Below are 13049 nucleotides of genomic sequence, written 5' to 3'. Positions count from 1 at the left end.
TACCTCAGGTAGGCACATCCGCCCGGCTTCGCACGCCAGGTCGATGTGCCCGCCTGAGGTAGGAACATCCGCCCGGGTTGGCACGGCGCCGCGACGCGAGCAGCGCGTGTTCCCAGGGGAATCCCAGGTGCAGGAGGCCTCCCCGACTCACGAGTAGCCCCCTAGGGTCGGGCGGACCGGGGCCACGACGGCGTGGCTCCCCGCCTCTGGAGGACCTATGCACACCCCCGAGCCCTCACCCTGAGCCTGGCGACAGCCACCGCTGTCGCCACCGTCGCAGCACCCGCGGCCCACGCCGACCCCAAGCCCCGCACCCCCTCGGACCTCGCCGCGCGGGTCGACCCCGGCGCCGTGGTCTCCCACCTCAGCGCCTTCGAGCGCATCGCCATGGCCTCGCAGGGCCGTCGCGCCGCCGGCGAGCGCGGCTACGAGCTGTCCGCCCAGTATGTCGAGAAGCAGCTGCGCGGCGCGGGCTACACCCCTCGCCGCCAGTACTTCGAGTTCACCTACGACTCGGTCGTCTCCACCTCGCTCAACGAGCTCTCACCGACCGCCCGGGCAGTCACCCACACCCCCTTCTCCTACAGCCCGAGCACCCCCAAGGCCGGGGTGCAGGCCCAGCTCGTGGCGCCCAGCACCGCCACCGGCTGCTCGGCCGCGGACTGGAGCGGGGTCGTCGCCACGGCCAAGATCGCGCTCGTCTCCCGGGGCACGTGCACCTTCGGCGAGAAGGCCAAGGCCGCCAAGGCCGCGGGCGCCGCCGCCATCCTCATCTACAACAACGCCCCCGGTCCGCTCAACGGCACCCTCGGTGGGCCGTCCGGCGACTACGCCCCGGCCACCGGCATCACCAAGGCGGACGGCGACGCGCTGCTCGCCGACATGGCCAAGGGGCCGGTCCAGATGAGCTTCGTCCTGGACAAGATCATCGAGAAGCGCCGGACCTTCAACGTCCTCGCCGAGACCAAGGGCGGATCGGCCGACGACGTGCTGATGGTCGGGGCCCACCTCGACGGCGTGCAGCAGGGGCCTGGCGTCAACGACAACGCCAGCGGCTCGGCCACGGTCCTCGAGGTGGCCAAGCAGGCCAACCAGCTCAAGAAGCCCGCGCACAAGATCCGCTTCGCCTGGTGGGGCGCCGAGGAGCTCGGGCTGCTCGGGTCCGAGCACTACGTCAAGGACCTGCAGGACAACGACGTGGACTCCCTGCTCAAGATCAACGGCTACCTCAACTTCGACATGCTGGCGTCGCCCAACTACATCATCGGCGTCTACGACTCGACGCAGACGTGGATGCCGCAGGGGTCCGCCCGTCTGCAGCGGGCGTTCACCGGCTACTTCGACGACCGCGGCCAGCCCTACGTCGCGGCGCCGATGCAGGGCGGCTCCGACCAGCTGCCGTTCCTCGAGGCGGGAGTGCCCGTCGGCGGCCTGTTCACCGGTGCGGGCGGTCTCAAGACCGCGCAGGAGGCCACGCTCTTCGGCGGGACCGCCGGCGTCGCCTACGACCCCGGCTACCACACCGCGCAGGACACCCTGCGCAACGCCAACAAGGCGGCCCTCGCGATCAACGTCAAGGCCGTGGCGCACGCCGTGGGCACCCTGGCGCTGGGCGAGCCCGGGTCCGCCAAGAAGGGCAAGAAGGGCAAGAACGGCAAGAAGGACCTCCGCACCTCGGCGACCCCGACCACCACGGTCGCGCGTCGCTGATCCGAGCCAGCAGGGATCCGAGCCAGCATTGCCCGCGCCTCCGGTGATCGGGGGTGCGGGTCCTGTGCCGTATGCCGCCCCGCCCGCCGCAGGACTCGGCGCCGCGGCGGCGGACCCGCTGTCAGAGACCGAGGTAGTGCTCGAGCCCGACCGTCACGCCCGGGTGGGAACCGACCTGGCGCACGCCCTCGACCACGCCCGGCATGAACGACACGCGGTCGAACGAGTCGTGGCGGATCGTCAGCTGCTCCCCCTCGGCGCCGAAGAGCACCTCCTGATGCGCGACCAGGCCGCGCAGCCGCACGGAGTGGACCGGCACGCCGTGCACGCGCGCCCCGCGAGCGCCGTCGGGGTCCTGCTCCGTCGCGTCGGGCACCTCTCCGAGCCCCGCCTCGGAGCGCGCGGCGCCGATCAGGTCGGCCGTCCGCGCGGCCGTGCCCGACGGGGCGTCGACCTTGCGTGGGTGGTGCAGCTCGATCACCTCGACGGACTCGTAGAAGCGGGCCGCCCGCTCGACGAAGGCCATCATGAGGATGGCGCCGATGGCGAAGTTGGGGGCGATGAGCACGCCGGTCCCGTCCGGGGCCGCGGCCACCTGGCCGCGCAGCGCCTCCAGGCGGGACTCGCTCCAGCCCGTCGTGCCCACGACGACGTGGACCCCCTGCGCGACGCAGTGCGCGACGTTGGCGGGCGAGGCGTCCGGCAGCGAGAACTCCACGACCACGTCCGCGCCGGCGAGATCTCCCAGGTCGTCCCCCACGTCGAAGCGGCCGACCAGCTCGAGCCCCTCGGCGGCCTCGACCGCGTCGCAGACGGTGGAACCCATGCGCCCGGAGGCGCCGATGACAGAGACCAGGATGTTGTCGCTCACGGCGTCCACCCTAGGCGCCGGTGGCGTGGCGCGCCGGGTGCGCCCACGCCCGCCCGCGCGCCGAACCGACGCCTCGGGCCGGGGCGGACGTCATACGCGGCCTAGAGTAGTAGGACCACAACGACGAGGAGGTCGGCCCCGATGACCGTCACGACCAGCACCCTGGACAGCACCCTCGGCCCGATCACCTCGCGACGCCTCGTCGACCGGGTGTCCAAGGGGCACGACGCGTCGCACTACCTGCTGACGCCGCAGGCCGTGGTGACCGCCCGCAGCGTCGACGACGTCGCCCGCACCCTCGCGGCCGCCCGCGCCGACGGCGTGCCCGTGACCTTCCGCTCCGGCGGGACGAGCCTGTCCGGGCAGGCCCTCTCGGACGGCATCCTGCTCGACACCCGCACCCACTTCCGCGGCGTCGAGGTGCTCGACGGCGGCGAGCGCGTCCGCTGCCAGCCAGGCGCGACCCTGCGCTCCGTCAACGGTCACCTGGCGCGGCACCGACGCCGCCTGGGTCCGGACCCGGCCAGCGAGATCGCCTGCACCGTGGGCGGGGTCGTCGCCAACAACTCCTCGGGCATGCAGTGCGGCACCGAGCTCAACACCTACCGCACCCTCGACTCGCTGGTCCTCGTCCTGCCCAGCGGCACGATCGTCGACACGAGCGCGCCTGGCGCGGACGACCGGCTGCGCCGCGACGAGCCGGCGCTGTGGGAGGGCCTGCTCGCCCTGCGCGACCGGGTCCGCGGCAACCCCGAGTCGCTCGCCCGCATCGCCCACCAGTACTCCATGAAGAACACCATGGGCTACGGCCTCAACTCCTTCGTCGACCACGACGAGCCGGTGCGGATCCTCGAGCACCTCGTCGTCGGGTCCGAGGGCACCCTCGGCTGGGTGGCGGAGGCGACCTTCCGGACCGTGCCCATCAGCCCGTATGCCGCCACCGCCCTGCTCGTGGTCGACGAGATCGGCCAGGCCACCGACGCGCTCGGCGACCTCGTCGGGGCCGGCGCCAAGGCCCTGGAGCTGCTGGACGCCGCTTCGCTGCGGGTGGTCCAGCAGTACCCCGAGGCAGGTCCGGAGCTCTCGGGTCTGGACGTGGACCGGCACGCCGCCCTGCTGGTCGAGGCCACGACCGACGACAGCGCCGAGCTCGACCGTCGCATCACCGACCTCGACGCGGTGGTGGCCGACCTGGGGCTCCCCCACCGGGCCAGCTTCACCCGCGACGCCCGCGAGCGCGCCGCCCTGTGGCACCTGCGCAAGGGGCTCTACACCTCGGTCGCGGGCGCCCGCCCGCAGGGCACGACCAACCTGCTGGAGGACATCGCGGTCCCGCTGGCGTCGCTGAGCGCCACGGTCGCGGACCTGACCGAGTCCTTCCGCCGCCACGGCTACGGCGACGCCGTCACCTTCGGGCACGCCAAGGACGGCAACCTGCACTTCATGATCAACCCACGCCTGGACGACCCGGCCGCGCTCGAGACCTACGAGGCGTTCACGGAGGAGATGGTGTCCCTGGTCCTCGGGCACGAGGGCACGCTCAAGGCCGAGCACGGCACCGGACGGATCATGGCGCCCTACGTCCGTCGGCAGTTCGGCGACGAGCTCTATGCCGTCATGCAGGAGGTCAAGCGTCTCGCCGACCCGACGGGCCTGCTCAACCCCGGCACGCTGCTCGACGACGACCCTGGCGCCCACCTGCGCCACCTCAAGACCATGCCCGCGGTCGACCCGGCCGTCGACCGCTGCGTGGAGTGCGGCTACTGCGAGCCGGTCTGCCCCTCACGGGATCTCACCACCACGCCGCGTCGGCGCATCACGCTGCTGCGCGACCTCGGGCGGCTGCCGGCCGACCAGGCGGCCGAGCTCCGTGAGGCCTACGACTACGAGGCGGTCGACACGTGCGCCGTCGACTCGCTGTGCGTCAAGGCCTGCCCGGTCGGCATCGACACCGGCCTGTTCATGAAGTCCTTCCGCGCCGAGCGTCACGCGCCGAGGACCCAGCGGGGCGGCATCCGGCTGGCCGAGGGCTGGGGCACCACGATGACGACCCTGCGGGCCGCCCTCGCCGTGGCCGACACGGTGCCCGGACCGGTCAAGGCCGCCCTGTCGGGCGCCGCGCGACGTGTCCTCGACCCGGACCTCGTGCCGCTGGTCGGCAGCGACCTGCCCGGCCGCGGGCCACGCCGGCCCGCTCCCCAGCACCCGACGGGCGCGGCGTTCGTCTACTTCTCCTCGTGCCTCGGCTCGCTGTTCGCGCCCTCGGACGAGTCGACCGACGCGGGGGTCGTCGACGCGTTCTTCGCCCTGACCCGCCGGGCCGGGCTGGACGCCGTCGTGCCCGACGAGCTGCAGGGCCTGTGCTGCGGCACGCCGTGGGTCTCCAAGGGCCTCACCGAGGGAGCGGACGCCATGTCCCGCAAGGTCTTTCGCGCTCTGTGGCGCGCCACGGACGAGGGCCGCCTGCCCGTCGTCTGCGACGCCGCGTCGTGCACCCACGGCCTCGTGGACCTCGCCCACCACCTCCCGGCCGAGGACGCCGAGCGGTGGGGTCGGGTGCGGGTGATCGACGCCGTGTCGTATGTCGCCCAAGAGGTCCTGCCTCGCGTGGAGGTCGCGGACCCGCTGGGCACCGTCGCCGTCCACCCGACCTGCTCGACCGTGCACCTCGGCGTGGTCGACGACCTGGTCACGTGCGCCCAGGCCGCCGCGCGGGAGGTCGTGGTCCCCGTCGACTGGGGGTGCTGCGGCTTCGCCGGTGACCGCGGGATGCTGCACCCCGAGCTCACGGCATCGGCCACCCGCGTCGAGGCGCACGAGCTGGAGGGGCGGTCCTTCGACGCCTACGTCTCGGCCAACCGCGCCTGCGAGCTCGGGATGTCCCGCGCCACCGGGCACACCTACCGCCACGTCCTGGAGGTGCTGGCCGAGCACGTCCCGGGCTGCCGCTGACGTCTGAGTCTCCGGCGGCGCCGAGCCTGCGACCGCGTCGAGACATCGGGGCTACTCCTGGTGGTCAGGGCCACCAGAAGTAGCCCCCGATCCCAGCTCTGGACCGGTCGGCTACCCAGGCTCGGCTACTCGGAGCCGTAGTACTCGTCCTCCATGTCCTTGAGCGACCTCTCGAAGGACACGTCGACCTGCTGGAACCCCTTGAGCCGGTTGGCGTTGACCAGGCCCTCGTAGTACTTCTTGTCGGCCTCGGTCAGGTCCACGTCGTCGGTGAAGACCGTGAGCAGCGCCCGGGGCCACAGCCGCTTGGCCAGGACCACGTTGAGCTCGATCGCCATGACGACGCCGCACGCCGCCAGGAAGCCCCAGCCCATCAGGCCGAGGACCAGCGCGAACACGCCATAGGCGTCGCTGGACCCCTTGACCACGAAGGACACGTAGGCCGTACCGACGGTCTGCAGCGTCTGCCACCACGCGGCCGCGGCCAGCGCCCCGGGGATGGAGCGGCGCCACCGCATCGGGTGGGCCGTGGCGATGCGAAAGATCAGCAGGAAGATCCCGGCGTTGAGCGCCACGGCGAGCCCGGTCAGCAGGTAGGCCCCGGCCGACCCCAGGTCGAGGCCGTAGGCCGACGCCGAGCTGCCGATGCCCGAGATGACGGTCGTGACGAGGAGGAACAGTCCCGCGGTGACGATCAGCAGGACCGACCGCCCCCGCGACACGAAGGGGTTGGGCCGCTGGTTACGGGGCACCGCCCAGCACACGTTGAGGGCGTTCTGCAGCGCCTGGCCGACCCCGAGGGCGCCATACAGCGCGACCAGCAGACCGATGGCGATGGCCTTCCAGTCCCCTTGCAGCCCTTGGGTGCTCAGCTGGGTGCCGATGACCGGGAACTGGCTCAGCGCCGACTCGAGCAGCCGCTGCTCGAGCTCGGGCCGGTCCTGCAGGACGAAGCCGAGGACCGAGGACAGCAGCAGCAGGAGCGGGAAGGACGATAGGAAGCCGTAGTAGGTGATCAGCGCCCCGAGGTAGGGGCCCTGGTCGTCGAAGAACTTGTAGATCACCGCCAGCGGGAAACCGATGCCGCGATGCCGCCGCTGGAACCGATCGACCCTGTCCACGAACGACATCCGCGCTCCCTCCGTCGGAGGACATTCTGCCCCGGAACGCGCTGGTCCTCCTGCCGAGGGCCCCCTGTCTCGACCCGTGGTGCCGGTCAGGGCTGCTGACGGCCCTGCTGGTCGCGTCCGGTGGCGGCCTGGAGGCGGTCGATGTGCTCGGACGCCTCGGCCTTGGTGAGGTCGGCGGGGATCTGCTCCCCCGCCTGCCGCGCCAGCGAGTCGAGGTAGGACTTCTGGGCGTCGGTCGCCGGCTGGTCGCCGGTCACCCAGTCGTCGGGGTCCTTGACCGGGCCGTCCGTGGGTCCGGTCCCGGCTCCGAGCATCTCGCCGCCGTCGACGCCGGTCTGCTCGGCCCCGGTCTGGTCCGAGGCCGGGCCGCGCTGGCCGCGCTCGGCGTCCGTGGGCACCTCCTCGGCGGCGGGAGGGGCCTCGTCCAGCGGCGGCTCCTGCAGGGGCGGGATCTGGTTGGTGGGGTCCTGTGCGCTCATGGCGGGCGGCATACCCACCGAGGTCGCCTCACCAAACCGTCTGCTCACCTGGTGGGCAGGTATGCCGGAGGGCCGGTCACCCCGTGCGGGGTGACCGGCCCTCCGGTGCACAGCAGAGGCGCTCAGGCCGTGGCTCAGGCGTCCTCGGACGAGGCCGGGGCCTCGCCGTGGGACTCGCTGGCCGCGGCGAGCTGGTCGGACTCGGGCGTGCCCTGGCCCTCCTCGACGTCGCTGCGGCGGCGACGGGTGCGCGAGCGGGGGCGGCGGTCGCCGTCACCCTCGCCACGCTCGTCGGAGCGCTCGCGACGGGGACCACCGTCACCGTTGCGCTCGCCACCACGGTCGCCGCCACGGTCACCACGGTCTCCACCGCGGTCGCCGCGCTCGCCACCACGGTCGCTACGCTCCGGACGGGACTTGGCCTCCTCGGCAGCAGCGGCGTTGGCGGCCTCCTGCTCCTCGGTGAGGACGGCGGCCAGGGAGAGCTTGCCGCGCGGGTCGACCTCCTTGAGCTCGACCTGGACCTTCTGGCCCACGCCGAGGACGTCCTCGACCGCGTCGATGCGCTTGCCGCCGACGAGCTTGCGCACCTCGGAGATGTGCAGCAGACCGTCCTTGCCCGGCAGCAGCGACACGAACGCCCCGAAGGTCGTGGTCTTGACGACCGTCCCCAGGAAGCGCTCGCCCACCTCGGGCATCTGCGGGTTGGCGATGGCGTTGACGGCCGCGCGGGCCGCCTCGGCCGACGGACCGTCGGTCGCGCCGATGTAGACCGTGCCGTCGTCCTCGATGGAGATGTCGGCGCCGGTCTCCTCCTGGATCTGGTTGATCATCTTGCCCTTGGGCCCGATGACCTCGCCGATCTTGTCGACCGGGACCTGGACGGCGATGACGCGCGGGGCGTAGGGGCTCATCTCGTCCGGCACGTCGATGGCCTCGGCCATGACGTCCAGGATGTGCAGGCGAGCGTCGCGGGCCTGGGTGAGCGCGCCACCGAGCACCGAGGCGGGGATGCCGTCGAGCTTGGTGTCGAGCTGGATGGCCGTGACGAACTCCTTGGTGCCGGCGACCTTGAAGTCCATGTCGCCGAAGGCGTCCTCGGCACCGAGGATGTCGGTGAGCGCGGCGTACTGCGTCTCGCCGTCGATCTCCGCGGAGACCAGGCCCATCGCGATGCCCGCGACGGCGGCGCGCAACGGCACACCGGCGTTGAGCAGCGACAGGGTGGACGCGCAGACCGAGCCCATCGAGGTCGAGCCGTTGGAGCCGAGGGCCTCGGACACCTGACGGATCGCGTAGGGGAACTCCTCGCGGGTCGGCAGCACCGGCATGAGCGCGCGCTCGGCGAGGGCGCCGTGGCCGATCTCGCGACGCTTGGGCGAGCCCACGCGGCCGGTCTCGCCGGTGGAGAACGGCGGGAAGTTGTAGTTGTGCATGTAGCGCTTGCGCGAGACGGGCGACAGCGAGTCGATCTGCTGCTCCATGCGGAGCATGTTGAGCGTGGTCACGCCCATGATCTGGGTCTCGCCGCGCTCGAAGATCGCGGAGCCGTGCACGCGGGGCAGGACCTCGACCTCGGCGGACAGGGCGCGGATGTCCGCGAGCCCACGGCCGTCGATGCGGACCTTGTCGCGCAGGATGCGCTCGCGGACGAGCTTCTTCTGCACGGCGCGGTAGGCCGCGGAGATCTGCTTCTCACGCCCGTGCAGCGGCTGGTGCTCGGCACCCAGCTCGCCCTTGAGGCGGTCCTTGAGCGCGTCGAGCTTGTCCTCGCGCTCCTGCTTGCCGGCGATGGCCAGCAGGTCCTTGAGCTCGGCCTCGGCGGCCTCGGCGACGGCCGAGTAGGCGTCGTCCTCGTAGTCGAGGAAGATCGGGAAGTCCTGGACCGGCTTGGCGGCCTGCGCGGCCAGCTCGGCCTGCGCGGTGCACAGCACGTCGATGAACTTCTTGGCGGCCTCGAGGCCCTCGGCGACGACCTCCTCGGTCGGCGCCTGCTTGCCCTCGGTCTTGACGAGGTCCCAGGTGTTGTCGGTGGACTCGGCCTCGACCATCATGATGGCGACGTCGTCCTGGCCGTCCTTGGTGGTGACCTTGCGACCGGCCACGACCATGTCGAACACCGAGCGCTCGATGTCGGAGAAGTTGGGGAACGCGACCCACTGGCCGTCGATCAGCGAGACGCGGACGCCACCGATCGGGCCGGAGAAGGGCAGGCCGGAGATCTGCGTGGACGCGGACGCCGCGTTGATGGCGAGCACGTCGTACTGGTGGTCGGGGTGCATCGACAGGACCGTGATGACGACCTGGACCTCGTTGCGCAGACCCTTCTTGAAGGTCGGGCGCAGGGGGCGGTCGATCAGGCGGCAGGTGAGGATCGCGTCGGTGCCGGGGCGGCCCTCGCGACGGAAGAACGAGCCGGGGATGCGGCCCGCGGCATACATGCGCTCCTCGACGTCGACCGTGAGGGGGAAGAAGTCGAACTGGTCCTTGGGGGACTTGCCGGCGACCGTGGTCGACAGCAGGGTGGTCTCGTCGTCGAGGTAGGCGGTCACGGAGCCGCCGGCCTGCTTGGCGAGGCGGCCGGTCTCGAACCGGATCGTGCGGGTACCGAACCGACCGTTGTCGATCGTGGCCTCGGTGAACGTGATGTCTGGACCCTCCATGGGTCCTCCTTGTCTTCGCTTCGTCGCTGACCACATCGTCGTTGTGCGGCAGCGTGTCTTCGATCGGTGCGTGCGCGGCGTCTGACGCCGTCACTCACGATACGGGCTTATGAAGTTGTCATCTCGCAGGTACGCCGGAGGGAGCGGTCCCCTGATCACTCAGGAGCCGCTCCCTCCGGTGCACGACGAGAGTTATCGACGCAGACCCAGACGCTTGATCAGCGCACGGTAGCGCTCGATGTCGGTCGCCTCGAGGTAGCGCAGCATGCGCTTGCGACGGCCGACGAGCAGCAGCAGACCACGACGGGAGTGGTGGTCGTGCTTGTGCGCCCGCGAGTGCTCGGTGAGGTCCTTGATGCGCTGCGTCAGCATCGCGATCTGCACCTCGGGGGAGCCGGTGTCGCCCTCGTGCGTGGCGTACTCGGTCATGATGGTCTTCTTGACGTCTGCTTCCAACGGCATGGAGCGACTCCTTCTCCTAGCAGCGCGGTGCCCCCGGGCTCATTCCGAGGGCGCTCTTGATCCGCGGCCGGTCCACGGCAGAGACCCACGTTACCAGCCGTGCTCATGCGGCCCTAATCGGGCGGTCGTCCCGTATGACGCTCCCGGGCGCCCTGGACGGGCCCGTCTCCCTGCAGCGTGTAGCACACCGCGCACGCTCGGTGATGACTATAGTTACTTTCGACCCGCAGGGGGATGAAACGGGATGTGCCGGGAAGACCCCGCACGTGTCCCACCAGCCCCACCAGTCCGGTTCCGACCCGCACCGACAGGCCACCCATGACCAGCGCGATCCCCGAGGTGATGAACACCGCCGTCGGTGACCGCTCGGCGACCGGGCACGCACCGCCGCCCCCCTGGGCGAACACCCCGGCCTATCGCGCCTACACCGTGGTGGCGGCGGCCCTCGGGGTGGCGTCCTTCGCACTCACCCTGCGATTCCCCGGCCAGGTGCTCCCCACGTCCACCGCCTACGTCGCAGGGTGCGTGATCGTCCTCGTGGTGGTGGTCACGCTCATCCTGCGCGGCGTCCGCGTGCCCGGGACGCTCGTCGGGGACCTGCCGGAGGCACTGCTCACCACCCCCCTGCTCGTGGTCGCCCCGCACTGGGGGTACGTCTCCGCCACCTGCGCGGTCACGCTGTGGACCTGCCTGCGCTGGCGCATCACCGCGCTCGACACCACCTTCAACGTCGGCATCGCCGCGGTCTCCAGCGGCACCGCGACCGGCGTCTACCACCTCGCCGGCGGCGCCGCACCGTTCGCGATGACCTGGCACGTGCTGCTCGCCGCGCTGGCCGGCGTCCTCGCGCAGTACGTCCTCAGCGAGGTCGCCGTCTGGATCGGCTGCGTCCTCGACGGCAAGCGCGAGCACGCCCCGACGCTCACCAGCTCCGTCACGCGGGTCGTGCCGCAGCTCATGGCCATCGGGCTCGCGTCGTGCTCTGTCGCGCTCGGCGCCCAGGGCACCTTGCTGGGGGCGCTGCTCGGCCACGCCCTGCTCGCCATCGTCCTCGTGCACCTGTCCGTCCAGGGGCGGTCGGCCAACCAGCGCTGGATCGCCGAGCAGCTCTACACCGCCAGCGAGCGGCTCCGCGGCCAGAGCGAGGTGGACGACGTCCCGCAGGTCCTCGCCGACGAGCTCGCGGCGCTGTGGCAGACCCACGAGTGGACCGTCACCGAGCAGCCCAGCCGGGGACAGGAGGCCTATCGCATCACGGGCGATCGGTACATCGCCCTCGCGCCGGGACGCGCCGTCCTGCCCGGACCCACCCGGCAGGCGTCGGCCGCGCTCGTGGAGACGGCTGCGGACGTCATGCGCTCGCTCGAGTTCGAGCGTGAGCTGCGCAGGCGCGCCACCCGGGACGCCCTGACCGGGCTGGGCAACCGTCACCGGTTGTGGGACGCGCTCGACGAGCGCCTGCCGGCCGCAGGCCGGGGCGCCCCCCTGGCGCTCATGTCGCTCGACCTGGACACCTTCAAGGCCATCAACGACACCTACGGTCACGTCGTCGGGGACCACCTGCTCAGCGCCGTGGCGCAACGACTCACCGAGCACTGCGGACCCGACGACGTCCTCGCCCGCATGGCCGGCGACGAGTTCGTCATCCTGTGCGACGCCCCTGAGCCGGGCGAGGCCGTGCGCCGTGCCCACGGGCTGCAGCACGCCATCTCCGAGCCGTTCACCCTCGACCAGAACGTGCTCAACGTGACCTGCTCCATCGGGGTGCACCACGTCTCGCAGCCCACCACGCGCGCCAACGCCCTGTCCGCGGCCGACGCGGCGCTGACCCACGCCAAGAAGTCCGGCCGCGGCACCGTCACCATGGCCACCCAGGAGATCGTGCTCGAGGCGCGCCGCCTGCTGCGCCTCGACGCCGAGCTGCGCGCCGCCATGCACCACGGCGAGTTCACCCTGCACTACCAGCCGATCGTGGAGGCGGCCAGCGGCGAGACCTTCGCGGTCGAGGCCCTGCTCCGCTGGGAGCGCGACGGCGTCATGCAGATGAGCCCCGGGGACTTCGTGCCCTACGCCGAGGAGTCCGGGCTCATCTCGACGATCGGCCTGTGGGTGATGCGCCGCGCCTGCCTGCAGGTCAACGCCTGGAACCGCGCGAACCGCCCGGACCGGCCGCTGCGGGTGACCGTCAACATCTCGACGGTCCACATCGCCCAGCCCACCTTCGTCGACGACGTCCGGCAGATCCTCGAGGAGACCGGGTTCCCGCCCGAGCTGCTCATCCTCGAGGTGACCGAGACCTTCGCGACCCTCGACCTCGCGGCCTCCGTGTGCATCGGCAACGCGCTGAGCGAGGTGGGCGTCTCGCTCTGGCTCGACGACTTCGGGACGGGCTACTCCTCCCTGGAGTACCTCCGCCAGCTCCCCGTGGAGGTCGTCAAGCTGGACCGGTCCTTCCTCACGGACATCAGCAGCGACGCGAGCGCCCGGCGCTTCATCGCCTCGATCGTGCAGCTCTGCCGCTCGATCGGGCGCGAGCCCCTCGCCGAGGGGGTGGAGCAGGAGCAGCAGCGCAAGGTCCTGCTCGACCTGGGCTGCTCGGCGATGCAGGGCTACCTGTTCGCCCGTCCCGTCCCCATCGAGCACCTCGTCGACGCCGTCCGGCCGTCCGGCCAGCACTCCCGCGACGCCGGCGGCGGCCGCAGCGCCTGAGCCTGGGCCTGAGCCCCAGCCCGTATGCCGGGAGGCGGGTCCCCGCGATGGGGCGACCCGCCTCCCGGCATAC

8 protein-coding genes are annotated in these 13049 nt (G+C 71.7%); 3 read left to right on the top strand and 5 right to left on the bottom strand.

Going from position 1 to position 13049, the window contains the following annotated elements:
• Positions 1–192 precede the first annotated feature (192 nt).
• Positions 193–1710, top strand: coding sequence for a M20/M25/M40 family metallo-hydrolase (locus B4K29_RS10955; RefSeq protein WP_286967298.1), 1518 nt, complete (start codon positions 193–195; stop codon positions 1708–1710).
• Between the two features lie 121 nt (positions 1711–1831).
• On the opposite strand, the gene dapB is transcribed toward B4K29_RS10955, so the two are convergent.
• Positions 1832–2581, bottom strand: a complete 750-nt coding sequence (gene dapB / locus B4K29_RS10950) for a 4-hydroxy-tetrahydrodipicolinate reductase (protein ID WP_029211195.1) — start codon at positions 2579–2581, stop codon at positions 1832–1834.
• A gap of 141 nt (positions 2582–2722) precedes the next feature.
• Here dapB and B4K29_RS10945 point away from each other — a divergent pair, with 141 nt between their 5' ends.
• Entirely contained in the window at positions 2723–5533 is a 2811-nt protein-coding gene (locus B4K29_RS10945; protein ID WP_286967297.1) for an FAD-binding and (Fe-S)-binding domain-containing protein, read from the top strand.
• A gap of 125 nt (positions 5534–5658) precedes the next feature.
• On the opposite strand, the gene B4K29_RS10940 is transcribed toward B4K29_RS10945, so the two are convergent.
• The 4 genes from B4K29_RS10940 to rpsO form a co-directional block, all read right to left on the bottom strand.
• Positions 5659–6663, bottom strand: coding sequence for a YihY/virulence factor BrkB family protein (locus B4K29_RS10940; RefSeq protein WP_029211193.1), 1005 nt, complete (start codon positions 6661–6663; stop codon positions 5659–5661).
• 86 nt (positions 6664–6749) lie between these two features.
• Positions 6750–7142, bottom strand: a complete 393-nt coding sequence (locus B4K29_RS18455; protein WP_084412607.1) for a DUF3072 domain-containing protein — start codon at positions 7140–7142, stop codon at positions 6750–6752.
• Positions 7143–7276: 134 nt separating this feature from the next.
• On the bottom strand, positions 7277–9805 hold the full coding sequence (locus tag B4K29_RS10930; RefSeq protein WP_286967296.1) for a polyribonucleotide nucleotidyltransferase: 2529 nt from the start codon (positions 9803–9805) through the stop codon (positions 7277–7279).
• A gap of 192 nt (positions 9806–9997) precedes the next feature.
• A complete protein-coding gene (gene rpsO, locus B4K29_RS10925; RefSeq protein ID WP_019284216.1) occupies positions 9998–10267 on the bottom strand; it encodes a 30S ribosomal protein S15 in 270 nt (89 codons plus the stop codon).
• Between the two features lie 318 nt (positions 10268–10585).
• Between rpsO and B4K29_RS10920 the strand changes: the two genes are divergently transcribed.
• Positions 10586–12976: a putative bifunctional diguanylate cyclase/phosphodiesterase gene (locus B4K29_RS10920; RefSeq protein ID WP_286967294.1), complete on the top strand. Its 2391-nt coding sequence runs from the start codon at positions 10586–10588 to the stop codon at positions 12974–12976.
• The last annotated feature ends 73 nt before the right edge of the window (positions 12977–13049 follow it).

The sequence above is a fragment of the Arsenicicoccus sp. UBA6765 genome (genome assembly GCF_002453335.1).
GTDB lineage: Bacteria > Actinomycetota > Actinomycetes > Actinomycetales > Dermatophilaceae > Arsenicicoccus > Arsenicicoccus bolidensis.
This window is presented reverse-complemented; position numbering and strand designations above follow the sequence as displayed.